Annotated in this window: 12 protein-coding genes; 3 read left to right on the top strand and 9 right to left on the bottom strand. The window is 73.0% G+C overall.

Annotated features, from left to right (window positions below):
- Positions 1 to 33: 33 nt before the first annotated feature.
- Genes ACFYZ4_RS02970 through ACFYZ4_RS02955 form a run of 4 tightly spaced genes read right to left on the bottom strand, consistent with a single transcriptional unit; the run spans position 34 to position 12,902 of the window.
- Complete coding sequence (locus ACFYZ4_RS02970; RefSeq protein ID WP_390782811.1) at positions 34 to 9,303, bottom strand: neuraminidase-like domain-containing protein; 9,270 nt, start codon at positions 9,301 to 9,303, stop codon at positions 34 to 36.
- 36 nt (positions 9,304 to 9,339) lie between these two features.
- Complete coding sequence (locus ACFYZ4_RS02965) at positions 9,340 to 10,485, bottom strand: kelch repeat-containing protein (protein WP_351289739.1); 1,146 nt, start codon at positions 10,483 to 10,485, stop codon at positions 9,340 to 9,342.
- Complete coding sequence (locus ACFYZ4_RS02960; protein ID WP_390782810.1) at positions 10,482 to 11,693, bottom strand: Kelch repeat-containing protein; 1,212 nt, start codon at positions 11,691 to 11,693, stop codon at positions 10,482 to 10,484. Before ACFYZ4_RS02960 ends, ACFYZ4_RS02965 begins: the two co-directional genes overlap by 4 nt.
- 39 nt (positions 11,694 to 11,732) lie before the next feature.
- Positions 11,733 to 12,902 (bottom strand): kelch repeat-containing protein, encoded by a 1,170-nt coding sequence (locus ACFYZ4_RS02955; RefSeq protein ID WP_351289735.1) that lies wholly within the window; start codon positions 12,900 to 12,902, stop codon positions 11,733 to 11,735.
- A 334-nt stretch (positions 12,903 to 13,236) separates the two neighbouring features.
- Here ACFYZ4_RS02955 and ACFYZ4_RS02950 point away from each other — a divergent pair, with 334 nt between their 5' ends.
- Positions 13,237 to 13,653, top strand: coding sequence for a DUF3592 domain-containing protein (locus ACFYZ4_RS02950; protein WP_351289733.1), 417 nt, complete (start codon positions 13,237 to 13,239; stop codon positions 13,651 to 13,653).
- A 382-nt stretch (positions 13,654 to 14,035) separates the two neighbouring features.
- Entirely contained in the window at positions 14,036 to 15,289 is a 1,254-nt protein-coding gene (locus ACFYZ4_RS02945) for an NAD(P)/FAD-dependent oxidoreductase (RefSeq protein WP_351289731.1), read from the top strand.
- 51 nt (positions 15,290 to 15,340) lie between these two features.
- Here the strand turns inward: ACFYZ4_RS02945 and ACFYZ4_RS02940 are convergent, their stop codons facing one another.
- The 3 genes from ACFYZ4_RS02940 to ACFYZ4_RS02930 form a co-directional block, all read right to left on the bottom strand.
- Entirely contained in the window at positions 15,341 to 15,838 is a 498-nt protein-coding gene (locus ACFYZ4_RS02940) for a DUF427 domain-containing protein (RefSeq protein ID WP_390782809.1), read from the bottom strand.
- A 102-nt stretch (positions 15,839 to 15,940) separates the two neighbouring features.
- The gene (locus ACFYZ4_RS02935; RefSeq protein ID WP_384349753.1) at positions 15,941 to 16,213 is read right to left on the bottom strand and encodes a UBP-type zinc finger domain-containing protein; all 273 of its coding nucleotides are present in this window, start codon (positions 16,211 to 16,213) and stop codon (positions 15,941 to 15,943) included.
- Between the two features lie 214 nt (positions 16,214 to 16,427).
- The gene (locus ACFYZ4_RS02930) at positions 16,428 to 18,575 is read right to left on the bottom strand and encodes an MMPL family transporter (protein WP_390782808.1); all 2,148 of its coding nucleotides are present in this window, start codon (positions 18,573 to 18,575) and stop codon (positions 16,428 to 16,430) included.
- Between the two features lie 74 nt (positions 18,576 to 18,649).
- Here ACFYZ4_RS02930 and ACFYZ4_RS02925 point away from each other — a divergent pair, with 74 nt between their 5' ends.
- Positions 18,650 to 19,153, top strand: coding sequence for a MarR family winged helix-turn-helix transcriptional regulator (locus ACFYZ4_RS02925; RefSeq protein ID WP_390782807.1), 504 nt, complete (start codon positions 18,650 to 18,652; stop codon positions 19,151 to 19,153).
- A gap of 121 nt (positions 19,154 to 19,274) precedes the next feature.
- On the opposite strand, the gene ACFYZ4_RS02920 is transcribed toward ACFYZ4_RS02925, so the two are convergent.
- Both ACFYZ4_RS02920 and ACFYZ4_RS02915 read right to left on the bottom strand, forming a co-directional pair.
- On the bottom strand, positions 19,275 to 20,723 hold the full coding sequence (locus ACFYZ4_RS02920; RefSeq protein WP_351301260.1) for a PepSY domain-containing protein: 1,449 nt from the start codon (positions 20,721 to 20,723) through the stop codon (positions 19,275 to 19,277).
- A 107-nt stretch (positions 20,724 to 20,830) separates the two neighbouring features.
- Positions 20,831 to 21,493 carry a hypothetical protein gene (locus tag ACFYZ4_RS02915; protein ID WP_390782806.1) on the bottom strand — a complete coding sequence of 221 codons (663 nt, stop codon included), beginning with the start codon at positions 21,491 to 21,493 and terminating at the stop codon, positions 20,831 to 20,833.
- Between the last annotated feature and the right edge of the window lie 4 nt (positions 21,494 to 21,497).

The raw sequence follows: 21,497 nt of genomic DNA, 5'->3' as shown, positions 1-21,497 counted from the left end.
GGCGGCGTCCCGAGGCGCCGCCCCGCCCGCACGTCACGACACCCGCGTCACCTCGTACTGCCACACCAGCAGCAGGTCCACCACCGCGTCCGGGTTCAGCCCGCCCTCCTTCCGCAGCCGCGGGTCGAGGTCTTGCACCGGTACGGTCACCAGCCAGTCCTCGTCGTGCTCGGCGACCTGCCCCTCGGTGTCGAAGCGCGCCCGCGGCTGGCCCTTCAGCTGCGGGTCGGCGGTGAGCGAGGCCGGGACGGGGTCGCCCCCGGGGGGAGTCAGCGTCACGGTCAGGCCGGCGGCCCCGTCCGCATAGCAGTCCACGTACCGTTGGCTCCCGTCGGGGACGAGGTCGGTGGAGAGCACGAGGACGATCTGCGGGTCGGCGAGGCCGATGCCCTCGCCGCCGAACAGGCGCGGGAACCAGCGCTTGGACACCGCGAACCGCAGCGCCGGGGTGGTCCCGCTCACGAACCGGTACCACTGGTCGCCGAGCTCGCGACGGGCGCTGAACGCCCGCAGCAGGCCCTTGCCGCCGTGCGCGTGGAGCCAGCCGTTGAGGCCCTCGCGGAGCTCGAGCACGGCCCGGTCGGCGAGGCCGGGCCCACCGTCCCGCGCCGTGTACTGCAGGTGCATGACGACGTCGGCGATCGACTCGTAGTCGAACTGCCGGAATTCCTGCGGCAGAGCGAGCTTCCACTCGCTGATGACGCCCGCCCCCTCGAAGGGCAGGAAGCGCTCGTCGCGCAGACTCGGCTCGAACAGCCCGCTGTCGTCCTGGCCGGTGCTGGTCACGACCGACCGGACCGGCCCCGAGTAGTCCCGGAAGCGGGCGTCCGGCGTCTGCCGCGCATAGCGGTTGCCCGGCAGCCGGGGGTCGGTCCGCACACTGCTCCGCATCAGCGTGGCCGTCAGGCTCACGCTGGTGTAGGGGCCGCTGACGCACGGCACGGTGAAGCTCACCGTCTTGATCCGCCGCAGATAGTGGCCGGGCGTGTCCAGGTCGAACAGGGCCTCCGGCAGTGACACGTAGCAGCTGCCCGTCTCCTTGAGCGCCAGCAGGGCGTTCGGGTCGGTCTGGGCGAGGGACACCGCCTTCGACAGCTCGAACTCCCGGGCGTTCGCGGCGAGATAGGCGGCGTCGAGCCGGTTCAGGTCGCTCGCGAGCCGCTCGCCCGCCAGGAGACCCTTGTGCAGGGTGTCCCAGTGCCCGAAGCGCACGAGGGGCGGGCCGTCGGCGCCCAGCTCGTACCGCATCGCCTGCTCGGCCCGCTTGGCCGTCTCGTAGGCGAGCTGGTACGCCTGGAAGTACGAGGTGGACAGCTGGCCCGCCATCCAGTCGTACAGCTCCTGCCCGGTGTACTTGCCGTGCAGGAAGCGGTCCGCCTCCCGGGTGTGGGCGGCCTGGAGGTCGTGGTTGGCGAGCTCCCGCCGGGCGATCTCGTGGCGGACGACCGCCGCCTCGATCTGGGCGTCGTGGTTCGCGATCTCCGAGTCGGCCTGCCCCTTCTGGAACTCCCACTCCTCCGAACGCCGCTCGTAGCCGGCGAGCGTGGCCGCCAGCGAGGCCCCGGAGTGGAACGTGCCGGCGATCTGCGACAGCGAGCCCGACAGGCCCTTGAGCGCCTCACCGAGGTTGGTGCCGCCCCAGGTCGCGCCGATCGTGGTCGGCGAGCCGAGCTTCAGCTCCGGAAGCAGCCGCATGACGCTCACCGTCATGTCGATGGCCGCGGCGATGAACTGGGTGCCGATGCCCAGGCCGCTGAGCACCTCGTGGGCCTTCTCCCCGGCGTTCATCTTCCGGCGCGTCGCGTAGTAGTCCTGCCTCTTCTTCGCCCCGGCGCGTGCCTGCCGCAGCCCCGCCACGGTGTGGGCCGCCTCCGTGACCTGGACGTTCCGCACCTCCCGTACCGCGTCGAGCAGGGAGGTCTCGTGGCCGGAGCGCAGCCGGGCGAGCGCCTCCGCGTCCCGCTTCTCCAGCGCGGCCAGCAGCAGCGCGCCGAAGGACTTGACCTCGGCGGTGTACTCCCGGGCCTTCGCGACCATCGTGGTGAAGCGGTAGTGGGGGAGGGGCCCGCCCAGGTCCTCGGCCACGGACTCCGGGCCGGCGCCCGCCGCCACGGCGCCGACGAGCAGGCCGGGGTCGACCGGGGCGCCGAACAGCTCGAACGCGCGCTGGACGCCCTCGATGTCCTGGCAGTGCCGGATCTTGTACAGCCGGTCCTCGACCGTGTCCCAGTAACCGAGCAGCTTGTCGTTGGGCGGGATGCGGAAGTAGGCCAGCCAGCCGAGGCCGAGACCGGGTGAGATCGTCGCCGGCGGCGGCTCCGTCCCGCCCGGCGGGATCAGGTGCTCGGCCGCCGTCACCGGGTCCGGCGCCGCCGCGTCGCGGGCGCGCAGCTCGGCGTAGCTGAGCGGCCCGGGCTCGTTCGGCGGCGGTACGGGCACGGGGCGCGGCCCGAGGAGTTCGGCGGCGAGCACGTACATCTGTGCCGCGATGTTCGCGGATTCCAGGGTTCCCTCGCGGAAGAGGTGGTCGCCCCACGAGATCAGGTTGTCCAGGTACGCCATCACCACCGCCTTCTGGTAGGCGGTGGTGCGGAACTTGGCGATCACGTCCGGCTGGAACGGATGCGCCAGCCACTCCTCGACCAGGCGCAGCTCGTCCACTTCACCCCGCGCGAGGCGCTCCAGGATGTCCTCGATCCGCTCCCGCTGATAGTCCTTGCGCAGATGGAACGGCTTGGTGATCCAGTAGCGCGCGGGCGACTCGCCGCCGGACCGCGAGGTCGGGTCGAAGATCTTGTGGAACCACTGCTGCGCCTCGGCGAAGCGCTGGTTGGCGCTCAGCCGCCGCGCCATGAGCAGCGGGATGTGGAAGAACAGTTCCCAGTTGTAGTCGGCGTACGTGCCCTCCGGCGTGAAGTCCACGTCGCTCTCGGACGGGCGCTCCGGTGACACGTTGTCCTGCGGGTCGTACGAGGCAAAGTCGAACAGCGGCCACCGCGCTCCCGGATCGAGCTGGACCGACCGCTCGAACAGCGCTTTCGTGCCGCCGTGGTTGAGGAGGCTCAGGAACAGGTCGACCTGCGGGTGGTACATCGGCGTGAACCGGAACCGGGGCCGAGTGGTCCGGGTGTCCGCCGTGACGTGGTAGCTGCGGGCACCGTCGGTGACGGTGGCGGAGTCCTTGAACCAGCCCGTCGGCGAGGCGAAGGTGACCGGAAGCTGGATCCGGAAGAGATGGCCGCCCAGCGGATTGGCCAGGACCGGGTCACTGCCCCAGAACTGGGTCAGCTCGGGCAGGTGCACCCGGTCGCGGTAGCCGGCCGGGGTGTTGGAGGGGTGGTGCTGGACGAACTCGTTGTTGATGTTCTGCGTGTCCGTCGGCGCGATGAACCTCTGCCCCCTCGCGTTGTGCTGCGGGTCGTCCTCGTGGACGAAGAGCGTCGGGACGGTGCTCACCGCGCCCGTGCGCGGGCCGAACCGGAAGGCCCCGGAGACCGTGCCCCGCGCGGGATCGGGGTTGACGAAGCTCGCGAAGTTGTGGACGCTCCACACCGTCAGCTCCCCGCTGACGGGATCGACCTGCGGATAGAAGCGGTAGGGGCCCGTGGTCTGGAAGGGGTCGGCCTCGTCCTCCACGATCCTCAGCGGCCACTTGAGCGTGCTGATCGTGTCCTGCGTGATCCGCTTCGGCTGCCACGCACCGCCCGCGTACTGGGTCCAGTTGAGCTGGATCCTCCAGTACGGGGACGGCGCGTCGATCGCCGTTTCGTCCCGGCCCTCGACGGGCAGCGTCGTGATCGCCTTGGGATCCCCCACCTTGACGAAGGTCGGCCACATCAGCAGGAGTCGCCGGTTCCACACCACGGGCACCAGCGCCGGGGTGTCGATGTCGAGGTCGATCTTCTCCCAGGGCGTCCAGGCGGTCCGGTTCTTGATCCAGCGGCGGTGGTGGAAGGTGCGCGGCGCCGACCCCGTGCACGCGAACAGGTGTGTCACCTCCGTGCCCGTGGACCAGTCGTGGTGGATGGCGCACGGGTGGAGCCGGGCCACCGAGTCGAGCCGGTCGACGTAGTTGCGGTAGACCTCCTCCATGTTGTCGCCGACCACCTCCTTCTGCATCAGCTCGTTGCACAGGCTGGTGAAGAACGGGGACGCGTCGGCCCGCAGATCGGGCTGGAAGTAGTTCTCCGGGTACAGGAAGACCTTCTGGTTCGCCTCCCACAGCCGGTAGCGCTTCATCCACTCCCACTGCTCCCAGGTGGCGTCGTCACCGGGCCGCACCCGGACCTCCAGGCCGAGCAGCACCCGCTGGACGAACAGCTGGACCGTGTAGAGCGCCTGCGCCATCCGGGTCGTGAGCCGGCAGCTGCCCATCTCGACGTCGAGCAGGAAGTGGTCGAACAGGCCGTTGACGTCCTGCCAGTACGGGAATCCGACGCTGGTGGTCATCGGGTACGCGACGAGGTAGGACACCAGCGCGGCCCGCTGCCGCTCGCGCAGCGCGTCCGCCACCGGAACGGCGGCGGTCAGCCAGTCCTCGGGCGAGAACCGCGCCCGCGCGGCCATCATGGTCGACTGCACGATGTCCATCGCCAGCACCGACGGGATCCAGGCGCCCGCACGCGCCGCCGACACTCCCAGCCGGCGCAGCAGCGAGACGGCCGCCCGGAGTTTGCCGAGGCCCCGCTCGTCCGCGAGCTCGCCCGGCACGGTGATCTCCAGCATGCCGCCCGCGCACAGCACCTCGATGTCGTCCCGGTTCCATCCGGTCCGCTCGCTCAGGGTGTCGAACACCCGGTCCCCGGACGCTCCCGGTCCGCGGCCCGCGGCGAGCGCGGCCGCGAGCGTGCCGGAGCCGCCCGGCACGGTGTCGCGCAGGGCGAGCAGATCGAGCAGCCGGACGAACGGCCGGTACAGCGGGGAGGCACCCTCGACCCGGGACGGCGGCAGCGCCGCCAGATCGAGCCAGCCGGCGCCCGGGGCGTGTCCCATCACCCATGCCAGCTCCTCACCCGTGACCCGCAGCCGCGACAGGGCCAGCGCGACCCGGTGCAGCAGCGCCAGGGCCGTGAACTGGACGGGGAAGCCCGTGCGGGTGACGGACACCGCCTCGTCGCTGCCGACGAACGAGGGTGTGAGGAAGTCCAGGACGAGCGGCCCGGTCCCGGACAGGGACCGCAGCCACGTCCCGAGCAGGGTGTCCGCCGCGATGGCGTCGAGACCGGCCGCCTGGCCGAGCTGGAGCTTCACCGTCGTCTCGCTGAGCCGCCGACGCAGCTCCGGCAGAAGCACCGACAGGACGAGGCCGAAGCGGTCGGAGGGCGCCAGCGGCTGGTCGAACAGGGCGTCGGCGTGCGACGCCTCCAGGAACCGGTTCTCCCGCTCGACCGGTTCGCCCTGCGCACCCTGCAGCAGGTACACCGCCTGTTGGAAGTCGCCGTCGCTCGACGCGGCGGCCAGCGCGTCGATCTCGTCCTGACCGCGGTAGCCGTGGGAGCACAGCGTCCGGGCCGACGGATCGTGGAACACCTTGCCGACGAGCCCGGGCGGCAGGACGAGATCGGCGGGCATGGCCGCCAGAGGCGTGCGGTACACGGGGACGCGGAAGGCGTTCATCTGAGTGGCCACGAACTGCCGGGGGGCCGAGAACAGGCTCCGTACGGTGATGCCCCACAACTCGCCGGAGCCCAGGCCGTACATCCGCTCCTTCTGGCCGAGCGTCATCGGCCCGGTGAACCGGAGCATGCCCTGCCCGCCCGGACCGGGCTCGAAGCGCACCGGGAGGTCCGGCGGATACGGGCGGGCCCCGACGTCGTTGGCGACCGGGGCGCCGTACACGGCGGTGCCGAGCAGGGTGGCGACCGCCTGCTCCACCCGGGCCGGCTCCCAGCCCAGCAGGGAGAGCCGGCGCCCCGTCAGGACGCCCTTGTCGTCGCCGGTCTGCGCGGTCTGCTCGGACACGGCGCGCAGGGCCGCGCGCAGTGCGGTGAGCGTCGAGCCGAGGGTGGCGTCGGACGGCACGGCCGAGCCCTCGGGGCCGGTCGTCGCGGTCAGTACGGCGTCGGCTTCGGCGACGGTCAGGCCGCCGGCCAGGACCGACTCCACCTCGTCGGCGAACCGGGCCGTGTCCGCGAGCGAGGCGCGCACCGACGCGGCGGAGTCCCCGGCCGCCGGCGGCGCGCCCACCGCGCCCCCGGCGCCGGCCTGGGACCCCCTGCGTCCTGGGTCCCAGGCCGGCGAGGGGCTCAGCCGTACGGGCCGGCCGGCGGGCAGCTCCGTCTCGCCGCCGTGCGCCGTCCCGTCGCCGTCCGCCGGCCGTCCGCCGGGGCGCAGCGGGCTGCCCCCACGCAGCTCGAACAGCCGCAGCAGGTCGGCGACCGGCAGCCGCAGAGCGCGGGCCAGCGTCACCGTCCGCACCAGCGCGGACAGGTTGGCGAGCGTCAGGTGCGTGTCTGCGACGACGGCCCTCGGCCCCGCGACGAGGAGGTTCAGCTCGGTGTCCGTGACCTCCAGGCTCCCGAGCAGGGCGGCCGACACGGGATAGGACCGCAGATCACCCGCGGCCTCGACCTCGGTGCGGGACGCGTTCAGCGTGAACGGGTTGCGGCCGCCCGGCACGGCGCTGATCACCGTGTCGTCGAGGAACAGGCGGTCGTACAGCGGAAGGTCGTCGCCCGTGCGGTACCGGTGGGTGTCCAGCGGGCCGTACAGGCACAGCAGCCGCTCGACCGGCAGGCCGAGCCGGTCGGACAGGCGCCGTACGGCGACCACACAGGACAGGGTCGCGGCGGTCAGCTCGCCCGGTGTGCAGGTGGCGATGACCCGGTCGAGCCGGTGCGCCGGCCAGTCGAGCACCCTCCGCAAGCGCTCGAACCGGTGCAGCCGGTCGAGGGTGTCCTCGGTCAGGCCGTTGATCCGCAGCAGCCGCGTGTCGCAGGGGTGGTCGGGGTCGGTCGGCTCGACCACCAGGGTGCGGCCCGGGTCGACGAAGCGGGTGTCGAGCACCGACTCAAGCTCTGGATAGTCGAGTTGAGCGGTGTCCATCATGGCCCGCACCGTCGCCACCGAGTTCAGGAGCTGGGCCGGCGGCATGCCGGAGGGCTTGCCGTAGAAGGCGGCCAGGGTATAGCCGGGCTCGGTGGTCTCGCGCGTCATCATCCGCAGGCCGGCCAGGGTGATGCCCAGGCTCTCCGCGACCACCTCGACGGAATCGGCGCCGGCCGGGTGCAGCGTCGCCATGAGCTCGGCGCGCGCCACCCCGAGCAGCCCGAGGTAGGTCCGGGCGCGGTCGGCCCAGAGGTCGTACGGCAGCGTCCACGGGTACGAGGAGTTGGCCAGCCGGCTGTAGGCGCCGTGGTTGGTCCACTGCGGCTGGATCCGCAGGTGCGCGGAGTCGCCACTGCTCTGGCGCAACCCGTCCCCGGTGGCGGGGTCCTGGACGATGGCGTTCTCCAGCACCTCGTTGACGAGGTCGACGTACGGGAGCATGAGGTTGGTGTTGTCGCAGCTGAGCTTCACGTGCCACAGGTCCGGCCGCCGGGAGTACAGCGTGTCCGCCATCGGGCTCTCGCCCAGCTCGCCCATCGTGCCCGAGCTGGGGGCCCGCTTGAGGAAGTACAGCAGGTCCACCAGGTAGGCGGGCTGGCTGTAGAGCGTGCGGCACTCCTTGCAGGCGCACTGGTCGGCGGAGCCGAACAGCTCCGCCCAGTCCGGGACCAGGTCGGTGTGCGCCTCCACCCGGGGCAGCCACGGCACCTCGAACTGCCCCGCGGTTCGCAGGTCCGCCACCAGGTTGACGGCGGCGGCGTGCACCCGCAGCGCCCGCGCGTGCACCGCGTGCGCCTCCCCCTCGTCGAGGTGCTCGGCCATCCGCGCGGCGAAGGTGTCCCGGGCCAGCCCCGCGATGGCGGCGGCGGAGGAAAACCCCCGGTCCCGCAGCGCCCGCATCGCGTCGAAGCGCGGGGCCACCCGGTACACCCGCTGGATGGCCGCCAGTTCGGGCCGCGCCTCCTCGTCGGGCACGCTGCGCACGTCGACCGGGGTGCCCAGCAGGTCGAAGTCCGGGTTCGCGGCAAGGAAGCGGGCGGCGGGGGCGCTGTCCGGCTCCGGGGCGACGGCGAGCCGGTGGGCCACGTACGCGGTCGGATGGGTCCGCTCGACCCGGGAGCGCAGCTCGTCGGCGTACTCCGCGGGGGAGAAGGCCGCCGGCCCGGCGTGTGGCGGGCCGCCGGCCTCCGTCACGAGGCCCTCCCAATGCCCGTCGAGCCGTACGAGCTCGCGCGGATGGGCGAGCTCTCCGCTGTCGAAGCGGCCCAGGAGCGCGCCCACCAGCTCGGGGTGCCCGTCGACGACCCGGCTCAACTCGAGTGCCAGGCTGAGTCGTTGCGTCGCGGCGGGCGGAGCGTCGGCGGCGAGGAGGGCCTCGTGGGCGGTGTCCTCGGGGCCGTCGTGGTCGAGGTGGGCGGAAAACAGGCGCCGGCGCGCCTCCGGGTCCGCGATCGTGATCGTGAAGAGGCGGGCCAGGGCGGGCGGCGGTGTCCCGCCGCCGAAACCGTCGACACCCGGCGAGCGGCCGACACCCTGCGGACCGCCGATGCCCGAGATGCCCTCGGAGCCGTCGACGCCGTCGACGCCGAGATGGCGGGCGCGGAGGGCCGAGACCAGCTCCTCGGCCCCGTCCGCCGAGTCGATGAGGCGGGCCTCGACGGCCGTCGCGAGCGCGTCCCGCACGGCACGGGTACGCCGCAGCGCGAGCTCCCCGAGATCCTCCGGCAGGCCCCGGCGCAGCAGACCGTAGAACAGCTGGGGCGACCGGCCCGTGGCGGCGGCGAGCCCGGCGGCCGTGGCGAGGTGGCGGACGTGCCCCGGATCGCTGCCGGCGGCGTGCCCTAGGAACCCCGCCTCCTCGGCGCTCAGTCCGGCGGGATCGGCGCCGTCGAGCAGCGGTGCCACCGCCGCGAGGAGCCGGGCGTACTCGCTGCGCGGGTCGGCGGGCAGGGCGACGTCCAGGACCTCCTCGCGTCGGGGCGCCGGGCAGGAGACCTCGGCGGACCTGCCGTCGGGGGACGAGACCCGCACCACCAGACCGGCGGGCCCGGCCGGCGGCTCGTACTCCAGCCGGTAGCGGCCGTCGCTGCCCGTCCGGGTCTCCCCGAGCCGGTTCGTGGAGCGCAGCCGCCGGGAGACGAGCTCGACCCGGGTCCCGGCGGCTGCCCGCCGGCCGTCGTCGGAAACGGTGCCGGTGACGAGGCGCCGCACCGGTGGCGGGGCGGAGCCGGGCGGTCCGGCGGTCGCTTCGGTCATGGCGGAACTCCTCCGTGCGGTGGGGATGGTGACGGACTATGCGGTGAACAACTCGCTGGTACGCGTGAGTTGGAAGTAGCCGCCCGAAGGCGTGGCGGGCCCGGTCCGCACCGCACCGCCCGCGACCAGGACCCGGCCGTCGGCGAGGACGGCCGCGGCGAAACTGAGCCGGCCGACGGCCATCCCCGGCACCTCGGACCAGGTCCCGAAGCGCGGGTCGTAGCGCGCGGCGCTGAGGTAACCGGCCTCCCCGAGGATGTCGTTGGCGCCGCCCATGACCAGCACCTCTCCGGTGGGCAGGCACACGGCCTGGTGCAGCGCCCGGCCGCAGGGCATGTCCGCCTCCCGGCTCCACGCTCCCGTCGCGGGGTCGTAGCGCTCGGTGGTCGCGCGGCTGTACGGGTCCAGGAGGCCCTGAGAGCCGGCGTCCGGGTCGCCTCCGCCGGTGGCGAGCACCGTTCCGTCGGCCAGGGCCGTCAGCCGGTGCCCCGCGCGCGCCGCGACGAAGCTGCCCGTCGCCGACCAGCGGCCGCTCGCGGGGTCGTACCGCTCGCAGTACGCGAGTCCGGCGCCGCCCCGCCAGTCGTGGCGCGTCGTCGCCCAGCCGCCCGCGACGAGCACCCCGCCGTCGGGCAGGGCCACCGCCGGGTGGAGCGAGCGGGCGTCGAGCATCGTGCCGGTCGGGGTCCAGCGCCCCGACGCCGGGTCGAAGAGCTCGGCCGAGGCGAGGGAGCGCTCGCTGTCGCGGGAGCGGGCCGCGGTGCCGCCGGCCACGAGCACCCGGCCGTCCGGCAACCGGGTCGCGGAATGCCCGCACCGTGCCTGCCCCATCCGCCCCGCGTCCGACCAGCTCCGCTCGACCGGGTCGTACACCTCGGCGCAGTCCAGCGCCCGGGCCGGATAGCTCACCGGACCGCCGCAGCCGCCGGCGACCAGCACGCGCCCATCGGCGAGCACCGTGGTCGTGTGCGTCTGACGGGTCTCCCGCAGCGGCGCGGCCCCGGCCCACACCCCGGAGCGCGGGTCGAAGAGCGCGGTCCCGTCCTGGGCGGTGAGCCGGCCGTCGGCGCCGCCCGCGATCAGGACGCGGCCGTCCGCGAGCCGCACGGCGGAGCTCACCGCACCGAACAGGTTCCGCTCCCACGGCAGTTCGCCGGCCGGCGCCCACTGTCCTCGGCTCACGGCGTGAACACCTCCGCCGGGCCGGCCGGGACGTCCTTGTCGGCCCGGGGAGCGGCCGTGCCCGCGCGGGAGACGCCGCCCGCCGCGAGTACCCGCCCGTCGCCGAGCACGGTCGCCCCGAACGCCCAGCGGCCGGTGAGCAGGGGAGCCGCGGGCGACCAGTGCCGGGCACCGTCCGCCCAGCACAGCGTGCTCGCGAACCCCACGTCCAGACAGGCGCTTTCGGTACCCCCGAAGACCAGCACCCCGTCCGCTGCCGCCACCGCGCGGTGATAGGAGCGCCCCCACGGCAGGGGAGGACCCGGGCGCCACGCGCCGGTCGTGACGTCGTAGATCTCCGTGCTCGCCAGGCTGTACGGGCGCAAGCGGGCGTCGTCCGCGGCGCGGCCGGGTTCGCCGCCGATCGCGAGGACGGAACCGTCGGGGAGGGGTACGGCCTGGTGCACGCCGCGGGCCGCGCGCAGCGAGCCGGTCGGCTCCCAGGTCCCGCTCCCCGGGTCGTACACCTCGCACAGGCCGAGGGCAGGGCCGCCGCCGTGCCGCGTGGTGCTGACCAGCCCGCCCACGGCGAGGACGCGGCCGCCGGGCAGCGGGACCGCCAGGTGGTCCCAGCGGGCCACGGTCATGGGGCCCGTCGCCGACCAGGTCTCGTGGACCGGGTCGAAGACCTCGGCGGTGGCGAGGGTGAGCATGTCCTGGCGCGAACGGGGGCGCTGACCTCCGGCCACGAGCACCCGCCCGTCGCCGAGCACCGTCGCCGAGTGCCCGTTGCGTGCCTCCGTCATCTGCGTCGTGGCCTGCCAGGTCCCGCTGACGGGGTCGAACAGCTCGGCGTGGCCGGTCGTCGGCTGGGGAAAGGCCTGCCGCCCGGGAACGCCCCCGGCGGCCAGCGCGCGGCCGTCGGGAAGGGCGGTCAGCGAGTGCAGGCGCCGGGCCTGGACCAGGGGGCCGGTCACCGTCCATGCGCCGGGGCCGGGGCCGTACACGCCGGAGTCGTCCAGCGAGACCAGCAGGGGCCCCGCGCCACCCGCGACCAGGGCCCGGCCGTCCTTGAGGGTGACCGGCCCCTCGTACTGGCCGTGCCAGTAGACCAGGCGCATCGGCGGCTCCCCGGCGGCCGCCCAACGGCCCCCGGCGGACCGTACGGTCACGGCGTGCCGGGCCGGATCCGCCGCCGCGCCCGCTCCGCCAGCCAGTAGGTCGCGCAATTCGACTCCTTCGCACCGTGCGTCGGCCGGGACGGCCGGTCAGGGCGTGTACGTCTCGGTGGTGGCGGTGACCCGGTCCTCGCCCGGCACCGGCGCCGCCGCGCCGGAGTGGGTGAGACCGCCGACGACCAGGACCCGCCCGTCGGGCAGGGCGACCGCGGCCGGAGCCCAGCGGCCCTCGGCCATCGGGAACTCGGCCGACCAGGCGCGGGCGCCCGGGTCGTACAGCACGGCGTTCTGGAAGCCGACGGCGAGCGAGGCATCGTCCGTGCCGCCGAGCACGAGCACGGCACCGGACGTGAGCCGCACCGCCCGGTGGTGGCTGCGGCCCCACGGCATGTGGGCGTCGGCGCTCCAGGTGCCCGCCGCCGGGTCGTAGCGCTCGGTGGTCCACTGGCTGTACGGGTCGAAGGCCCAGTCGTCGTCCCGGAAGCCCCGCATGTCCCCGCCCGTGACGAGCACGCCGCCGTCAAGGAGCAAGGTGGCCTGGTGGCCCTTGCGGGCCGTGGCCAGCGTGCCGGTGGGCGTCCAGGTCGAATCCGAGGGGTGGAACAGCTCGCAGTGGCCGAGCGCCGCGTAGCTGCCCCGTCCCACCGCGAGCGCCCCGCCGACCAGGAGCACCCGGCCGTCCTCGCCGAGCCGCACCGCCGGATGTCCGAACCGGGCGTCCGTCATCGGCGCGCGCACCGGCGTCCACCGCCGGCTGTCGGGGTCGTACAACTCGGCAGACCGCAGCGTGCGCAGGGAGAGGTCGTCGCGGGCCGTGCAGCCGCCCGCGACGAGGACGCGGCCGTCCTTCAGAGCCGTCGCCGAATGCGAGAACCTGCCCTCGCCGAGTCCGCCGACAGGGATCCAGCCACCACTTCCGGGGTCGTACAGCTCGGCCGAGGCAAGCCCTGCCGGGGGCGCTCCGGGGCCCGCGCCGAGGCCGCCGACCACCAGCACCTGCCCGTTCCCCAGCCGCGTCACGGTGTGCAGCCGACGCGCCTGGTTGAGCGGTGGTGTGGAGGTCCACACGCCGGTCGAGGGGGTGAGGACCGAGCTGCTGTCGGTCGGCAGCCGCCGCCCGTCCTCGCCGCCCGCGATCAGCACGTCGTCGTTGCCGAGCACGGCCGCCGCGTCGGCCGGCTGCGCCCAGAACCCCGCGTACGGCACGTCCGATGCCGACTGCCACACGCCGGGGGTGACCCCCGCGGCCGCGGCGCGCACCGCCCCCTCCCGGAAGCCTCGAACCCGCGGCGGGCACATCCGTTCCCACACGATGCCGCACCTCATCTCGTCGGGGCGTTACTCCCCGGGCAGTCGGGCGTGGACACATGGCGTCATCCGTGCGGAGTAGGAAGAAACGATCACCCCGGCCGGCAGGCCTCGCCTGCGGCACGCCACGGGCCGCGGCGGTGCACGCGGTGCGCGGCAGATCCTCCGCAACTTCGGCCAGTTGGGCCGGCGCCGCGTCGCGCCGTGCGCGGTCCGGGCAAGTGGGCGGGAGCAGGTGGGCGGCGCACCGCGGATGCGGCGAGGAGAGCCCGCGCAGGGAGGTGGCATGGACACGGGGGCTGTGGTCGTGCTTGCGGGAATCGCGGTGTTCGGTGGCCTGCTCGCCGCCCTCGCAGGCGTCTACGGCCTGCGCGAGGCGCGCCGTGTGAGTGGCACAGGCGTCCGTGTTGAGGCCCTGGTCAAGCGACACCCGGGGCAGCCCGGCGATGAGCCGCCCACGCTGCTCCAGTTCGTGACCGAGGACGACAGGGTCATGGAAGTCACCTCCCCCGTCCGCTCGAACCGGCGCCGACCGCTCCACGACGGCGACAACATCCTGGTCACCTACGATCCGGCCGACCCACGCCACGTGGTCGTCCAGGGACGCGAACGCTTCGGCCTCGAACGGGCCTTCGCCGTCGGGGGCGTGATGGTCGTGGTGGTCTCGATGACTCTCCTCATAGTCGTGATCGCGGGTCGCTGACAGTCCGCGAACCGGTTCCCCGTTCGACGTCGGCGCGCTCGGCCGGTTCGGCAACCGAACGCGCCGCGGAAATGGCCCGGACCTCGGTCCGGGCGAGATTCCGGTAGGACTCGGTGTGCGCGGATGGGCCGCCTCGGCGGTCGCCGTCATGCCCTGACGTCCGGAACGGCCGCTGCCACGACGCGAGGGCGAGTGGCTGCGTGGGTCGAGGTGCGGAGAAAGGGGTGTGCTCTGCGACGAGAACTCCTGCCACCGCTTCGGCCGACGAAGCGAGCATCCCGAGCAGGCAAGGGCGGCGTGCCCACCCTCCTCCCGCAGACGCCGCGCATACCCTGGTGACAGGGGCAGCCACACAAGTCGGGCAAGGAGCGTGAGGGCGGCCATGGCCGAAACGCAGGACGACCGCCCCGACGTATTGGTCATCGGTGCGGGAGCCGCCGGACTGGCATGCGCGGCAGACCTCGCCACGGCCGGCCTGCGCGTGCGCGTGCTGGAAGCCGAGGACACGGTGGGCGGCCGCATCCGTACCGACCGGGTCGCGGGCTTCACCACTGACCGCGGCTTCCAAGTGTTCAACACCTCCTACCCGCAGGTCAGACGCCGCCTCGACCTGCCCGCCCTCTTCCTGCGGCCGTTCACCGCCGGTGTGTTGGTCCACACCGACGGCGGACGGCTGCGGCTCGCCGATCCCACACGGCGCCCCCGCGACGGCATCGGTCTCGTCACCGGCGGGCGGGTCAAGCCGCGCGACCTGCTTGCCTTCGGCGCCCTGTCGGCCCACGCCATGCTCGCACCCGCCTCCCGTGTGCGGGCCCGCCCCGACGTCACCACCCGTACGGCCCTGGCCGACGCTGGCTTCTCCGAGGACTTCGTCGAAACCTTCTTCCGGCCCTTCCTGTCAGGGGTCTTCCTCGAGGACTCCCTGGATACCTCCGCCCGCTTCTTCCACCTGGTCTGGCGCAGCATGCTGCGCGGCACGCTCTGCCTGCCCCGCGACGGCATCGGCGCCGTGCCGGCTCAACTCGCAGCCGGGCTGCCCCAGAGGGCCGTGCGCACCTCGTCGCCGGTCTCCGCGCTGACCCCAGGGGGAGTGGTGTTCGGCGAAGGGGAGCTGCGGGCGCCCGTGGTCGTCGTGGCCACCGGAGCCGGCGCGGCGGCACGCCTGCTGCCCGGCATCGAGCCGCCGGTGGGCCGGACCGTTACGACCCTCTACCACGCGGTCGAGCGTTCCCCCTTGCGGGAACCCACCCTGCTCGTCGATGCACGCCGCAGATTCCTGAACACATGCGTGCTGACCGAGGTCCAGCCCGGTTACTCCGACGACGGAAGGAGCCTGGTGTCGACCTCCGTGCTCGGCGCCCCGGCTCCCGCGGAAGAGGCTGCCGTGCTCACCGCGCTCGCCGAGGCGTACGGCGCGGACACCGGAACCTGGGAGCCGGTGCACCGCGTGACGGTACGCAACGCCCTGCCCGGCATGTCCCCGCCGTTGCCCCTCACTCGGACCACCCGGTTCGCCCCGGGCCGCTATGTCTGCGGGGACCACCGCGCGACGGGCTCGCTCCAGGGAGCACTGGCCTCGGGAGCGAGGGCAGCCCGCGAGGTCCTCGCCGACCTCCGGGCTCCGGGAACGTCCTGACGCACGCCGCATGCCACACGCCGCATGCCCACGTCCCGCCCCGGTCTGGTCTCACCAGCGGGTCGTTCCCGGACCGCCCTTGAACGGGCCCAGAATCTCGGCGGTGATCCAGCCGCCGTAGAAGTCACCAGGCTGGGCCACCACCCGCTCCCCGTCCACCGAGCAAAGGTCAACTTTCCCCGGGTAGAAGGCCAGGTGGCGGGCGATGCTCCGGTAATCCGGCGAAGGAGCCTCATAGCTCCAGGCCACGTCCCTGATGGTGTGCCCGGCCACGGTCAACGACCAGTACGTGGCCGAGCCCTTCCACTCGCAGACCGTTGTCGCCTCCGACCGCGACAACAGGTCGGTGCGCACATCGTCGACAGGTACGTAGAAGACCGGAGGATGACTCGTTTCCAGCACGCGTCGGCAATCCCGGGAGTCGGCGAGCGTCACGCCCCGGTGCCTGATCACCACGTGCCGCGCATCCCGCTCCACGCGCGGCGGCCGCGGATACTCCCACACCGATTCAGCCGGCAGTGGGCCATCCGTTCCCTGAGCCTCGCTCATCGCGTATGCACCTCCACCCGTTCTTCCCCGGCTTCGGCAGCAGCGGATGCAGTGAGTGTGCCAATCCTGTCTGCCGCCATGGCGGAGCGAATGCCTTCGGCCTCAGCGATGGGCGCCTGTCCCGTGTCCCTCAGACACCCGAACGAGAAAGACTTCGTCGACGAAACACCAGGCCCAGGGCTCGTCGGGGGCCAGGGACAGCACCACGGGGTGTCCCGTCCGCGCATGGTGAGCGTAGGCGTGCCGGCCTCGGGAGCTGTCGCAGCATCCGATGTTCCCGCACGTGGGGCACCACCTCAGCCGGGTCCAGGTCCAGCCGCGGGCACGGCATGGCGCGCACACCTCGTACAGCGTCCCCGGAGATGCGGGCAGCATTCCCAAGTGGGAGCACGTGCGCCCTTGCGGACGTCCTCCGTCGGGTGACACGGCCCATGAGGAGCGCGGCTGTCGCAGGCCGTCGGAGTTCTTCTCGGCGCCGGCCATCAGAGATCCCCTTCCGGCCTGGGATACGGGATACGGAGGCCCACCTCGCCGTCCAGTCCATTGCGCAGGCCCCCCCCGCAGAGGCAGAGGTAGACCTGTGTGTGGGTCATGGCCGGCCTCCCGGCTGCGCCGGGGCTGCGTCCGTGGTGGCCTGCTTGGTGGCCTCCTCGGTGGGCCGGGACAGTCTGCTGGGCCACCAGGCGCGCGGGCCGATGTCGATGACGAGGGCCGGTACCAGCAGGGAACGCACGACGAGAGTGTCGAGCAGGACGCCGAAGGCGACGATGAAGGCGATCTGGACCATGAAGGCCAGGGGGATGACCATCAGCGCGGCGAAGGTCGCGGCGAGGACGACGCCGGCCGAGGTGATCACGCCTCCGGTAGTGGTGAGACCACGCAGGACCCCCCGGCGGGTCCCCAGGGTGAGGGATTCTTCGCGGACGCGGGACATCAGAAAGATGTTGTAGTCGACGCCGAGGGCGACGAGGAACACGAAGCCGTAGAGCGGTACGGAGGCGTCCGTCCCGCTGAAGCCCAGCAGACGCTCGAAGACGAGGGCGGACACGCCCAGTGTCGCGAGGAAGTTGAGGGCGACCGTCGCCACCAGCAGGACCGGCACGAGCACGGAGCGCAACAGTGCGATCAGAATCAGCAGGATGATGCCGAGGACGACCGGGACGATCACGGTGCGGTCGCGGGCGGAGGTCTGCTGGGTGTCGTACTGCTGGGCCGTGTAGCCGCCGACCAGTGCGTCGGCTCCCTGCACCGCGTGCACGCCGTGTCGCAGCCGCTGGACCGTCTCCCGTGCGGCGTCGCTGTCGGCCGCCGCCTTGAGTGTGGCGTCCAGGCGGACGCGGCCGTCCACGACGAGCGGATCCCCCGTGCCCGGCCGGCCGCTCGCGGTGATCGGTGAGACGGTGGCGACGCCGTCCGTTGCCTCGGCCACTGCTTGTACGTCGGCCACTCGGCCGGCGTCGGTGATGATCACGGCGGGGTTGCCCGAGCCGCCGGGGAAGTGCCGGGCGAGGGTCTGTTGGGCGGCGACCGAAGGGGCGTCGTTGACGAAGATCTCGTCCAGCGGCACGCCCTTGGACGACAGGGCGGGGGAGAACCCGGCCAGCACCACGAGCAGCAGGGCCGTGGACACCCACACCCGCCGTGGTGCCCGGTCGATCACCGCGGCGACGCGGCGCCACACGCCATGGCCTTCGTCGGTGCCGTCGGTCCCGTTGGTGGGTTTGGGCGTGGCGGGCCAGTAGGCGGCTCGGCCCAGCAGGACCAGCACTGCGGGCAGGAACGTGAGGGTGGTGACGACCGAGCAGACGATGCCGATGGCGCCGACCGGTCCGAGGGCGCGGTTGTTCGTGAGATCGCTCGCCAGCAGGGCCAAGAGGCCCAGGGCCACGGTCGCCGCGCTCGCGGTGATCGCTCCGGCCGAGCGGCGCACGGCTGCTGCTGCCGCCTTCACACGGTCGCCCTGTCGGGTGAGTTCCTCGCGGAAGCGCGCTGCCAGGAGGAGGGCGTAGTCGGTCGCCGCCCCGATCACCAGGATCGACAGGATCCCCTGGACCTGGCCGTCCACGCGGACGACACCCCGGTCGGCCAGTGCGTAGACCAACGCGCAGGCCAGGCCGAGGGCGAACACCGCGCTGACGATGATCACGAGGGGCAGCAGCACGCTGCGGTAGACCAGCAGCAGGATCAGCAACACTGCCCCGAGCGCCACGCCGACCAGCAGCCCGTCGATGCCGGCGAACGCGTCGGACAGATCCGCCTGGCTGGCCGCGGGGCCGGCGATCCGGACCGAGGTGCCGGGAACCCGCTCCGCCGTCTGCCGCACCTCTTCCAGGACGGCCGGGATCTCCTCGCCCAGGTGGGTGGCGAGCGGCACGACGGCCTGGATCGCCTGGCCGTCACCGGAAACGATGGCCGGGGAAGGCGGAGCGGCGATCCCAGGACGGTCGGCAAGGCCGCTGACCGCCAGAGTGGCAGCCTCCTGCTGTCGGGCCGTCACCCGGCCGCCGTCCGCTGTCCAGACGACGATGGCGGGGATGGACGGCGACGTCTCGAACGCCTTCCGGGCTTCGAGGACCTGCGTCGACTCGGCATTGCGCGGCAGGAACGCCGCCTGGTCGTTCGTGGCGACCTCGCCCAGCTTCCCCGCGTACGGTCCGAGCGTCCCGCCGATGCCGAGCCAAACGATCACAAGCACGAGTGGCACGATCCAGCGGGCCCAGCGTGGTGTGTTCTTCAATGCGAGCCCCTTGATCACGACATTTAAGTCAGCCGTAAAGAATGTCAATCATCGAGAGATCATATGCTGAGGTCATGCGTGACACGGACAACCCCTCACTCCCACTTCCGGCCGATGACCCGATCGGGTTGCAGTCCTTCGCCGTTCTGCTGCGCCGGATGAACGCCGAGTTCAATCGCATCGCGCAGGAGTTCGCTCATGCGCAGGGCCTCCACCTCACCGACGTGCAGGCGCTCATCGCCGTGCTGGACGCGGACGCGGGCGCGGATTCCGAAGACGCCAGCCCCATGACACCCGGCCGGCTGCGCAAGCAGATGAACCTCACCTCCGGCGCCATGACCGCCTGCCTGGACCGACTGGAGAAGGCCGGCCACATCCACCGCGTCAGGGCGGCCGACGACCGCCGCGTGGTCCATCTCCACTACGCCCAGGCGGCCAAGCAGGTCGCCCGTGACTACTTCCGCCCGCTGGCGCACGGCACGGACGCCGCCCGAGCCGGCTTCACCCAGGACGAGCTCCACGTGGTGGTGCGCTTCCTCGCGGAGATGAACCGGCAACTCACCCTCGTACGAAGGTGAGACCCCAACCGGCTTGCGCGAGAGACGCGGAGGCGGTCCCGCCGGCCGGATGCAGGTGGGCCCGGGCAGCCTGCTGCTGCCCGGGCCCACACGGGGGTGGGGAGGCGCGCTCCCCGGCCTGCTAAGCCGCCTGGCCCCGGCGTACGAGACCGACGACGACGTCCACCACCAGGAACGCGAGCAGGGTCACGCCCAGCACCGGCAGGGCCCAGCCCAGGGCGGCCACCGCCGGCACCCCCACCACGAGGACGGGCAGCGGGAGGCCGCGCCAGGTGCCGCGTGCCGGGGCCTTGCCCATCGCGGCCCTTCTGTCCTCACGGGTGGGCCGGCGCAGCCACCACATGCGGTAGCCCCACAGCGTCACCAGGATCAGGCCGAGCGCGATGACGGCAAGAACGATCTGGTTGACGATGCCGAAGAGCACGCCCATGTGGCCCTGCACGCCGAGCTTGCTGAGCTTGGCCAGCAGCGGGTGGTCCGCCCACCGGGTGTGGGAGGTGACCTCGCCCTTTCCTGCGTCGACGGCGACTCGGTCGTAGTGCACCGGCCAGACGTTGTCGGTCTGCGCCACCACCCAGGTGCTGGAGGCGTCTGCGGGAGGGGTCACGTCGACGCCGCCGCCCAGACCGGCCTCGCGGGCGGTGGCCAGTGCCGCGTCGAAGGCGGCCGGATCGGGGTCGGCAGGCTTCTCGCCGCCGCCGTGCGCCTCGTGGTCCGCGTGCTCGCCGCCCTCGCTTTCGGCCGGCGGCTGGGCGCCGGGTAGCAGGGTGTCGAGTTCCGGGGCGTGGCCCTTGGCGGCGTCCAGCAGCTGCCCGAAGCGCTCGCCGGAGTAGTGGGACCAGGTCAGGCCGGTGGCGCTCAGGAAGAACAGGCCGAGGGCGAGCCAGACACCGGTCGCCGCGTGGAAGCTGCGGGTCCGCCGGACGCCACGGGCGGCGCCGCGGTCGGGCAGCAGGACTCCCCGCGCCGACTTGGCGCGCTGCCCGCGGGCGCGGCCGATCCACAGGACGAGGCCGCCCGCGACGATCACCCAGAGCCAGCTGGCCGCGACCTCGGAGTACAGGCGGCCGGTCTCGCCCAGGTGCAGGTTGCGGTGGAGATCGTCGAGCCAGGTGGTCAGCGGAGTCGATCCGTACCAGGTGGTGAGCTCGCCGTGCACCTTCGCGGTGTACGGGTCGACGAAAACGGTGCGCTGCTTCTCGCCGAGCTCGGGAAGGCTCAGCACCACGCGGGTGGTGTCCTCGGGACCGGCCGGGGTGCTGACGGAGGCGAGGGTGCCCTCCGGGTGCGCGGCGCGGGCCGCGGAGATCTGCTCGGACAGCGGGCGCGGCTGCTCGCCGACCTGCTCGACGCGCAGCTGGTCGCCGTAGACGAGCTGGTCCAGCTGTGGGGTGAAGGTGTAGATCAGGCCGGTGAGCGCGGCGACGAGGAGGAACGGGGCGATGAACACCCCGGCGTAGAAGTGCAGCCGGACCAGCAGGGCACGTACTCCCTGCCAGGAGCGTCCGGACGGCTCTTCCGGTGAGGGCGTGGTCGGTCCATGCGGGTCTTGCTCGGTGGTCGAAGTCATGTGGGTTCCCCAATGGGTACGCGCTGCCCCGCAGGGTGCGCGTACGACGAAGCCGACAGGTGAGGGGAGCCGCCGCGAAGGCGGGTGTCGCGATCGCGTGCGAGCGATCAGGCGGACATCACCGGGGGAGGGCCACGCCGGGGCCGGCAGCGGGTGAGGAGCACGTCGGGACGGACGTGGAGGGGGGCGTCAGGGAGCGGCAGTCGGCGCTCGGCCGGTACGGGCAGGGGCGCTGCTCGGCGAAGGCGAAGGCGGAGGCGGGGGCGGAGCAGAGAGCCCAGCCGCCGCAGGACTCGCTCCCCGTAGACGACGCACAGGACCGTACCGAACGTCGCCAGGGCGTGGGCGAGCGTCATCGTGGTGGTCATCGCATGCCCGGAGCCCGGGTGCGTCATCGCCGCCGCACTCATGGCTTCATGGGCGCCCGGTGGCGCGTGACCGGCCATGGCCTGCCGGCCGCCCATGCCGTCGGACATCGAGGCCATGGCCGGCAGTGGGCTGCCGCCCGGCATCGACAGGCGGTGGAAGGCCAGGTGAAGGACGAACTGGGTGGCGCCCAGCACCAGGGTGGTCACGTCGAAGCGTCGTCGGCGCCCACCGAAGAGGAGCGTGCCCAGAACGGTCAGGCCGGCGAACACGAGAGCCAGGTCGCCGGCTCCGGGCAGCCGCCCCCCGGCCGCGATATGGCCGGCCGCGCCCAGGGACAGGCAGGCGGAAGCGCAGAGCAGACCCCTCGAGGTCCGCCTCAGCCATCTGTCCGGTCCGCGCACCGGC

It is taken from the genome of Streptomyces sp. NPDC001513, assembly GCF_042894695.1.
Lineage (GTDB): Bacteria > Actinomycetota > Actinomycetes > Streptomycetales > Streptomycetaceae > Streptomyces.
Note: the sequence above shows the minus strand (reverse complement) of the source record. Positions and strands in the feature narration are given on the sequence as shown.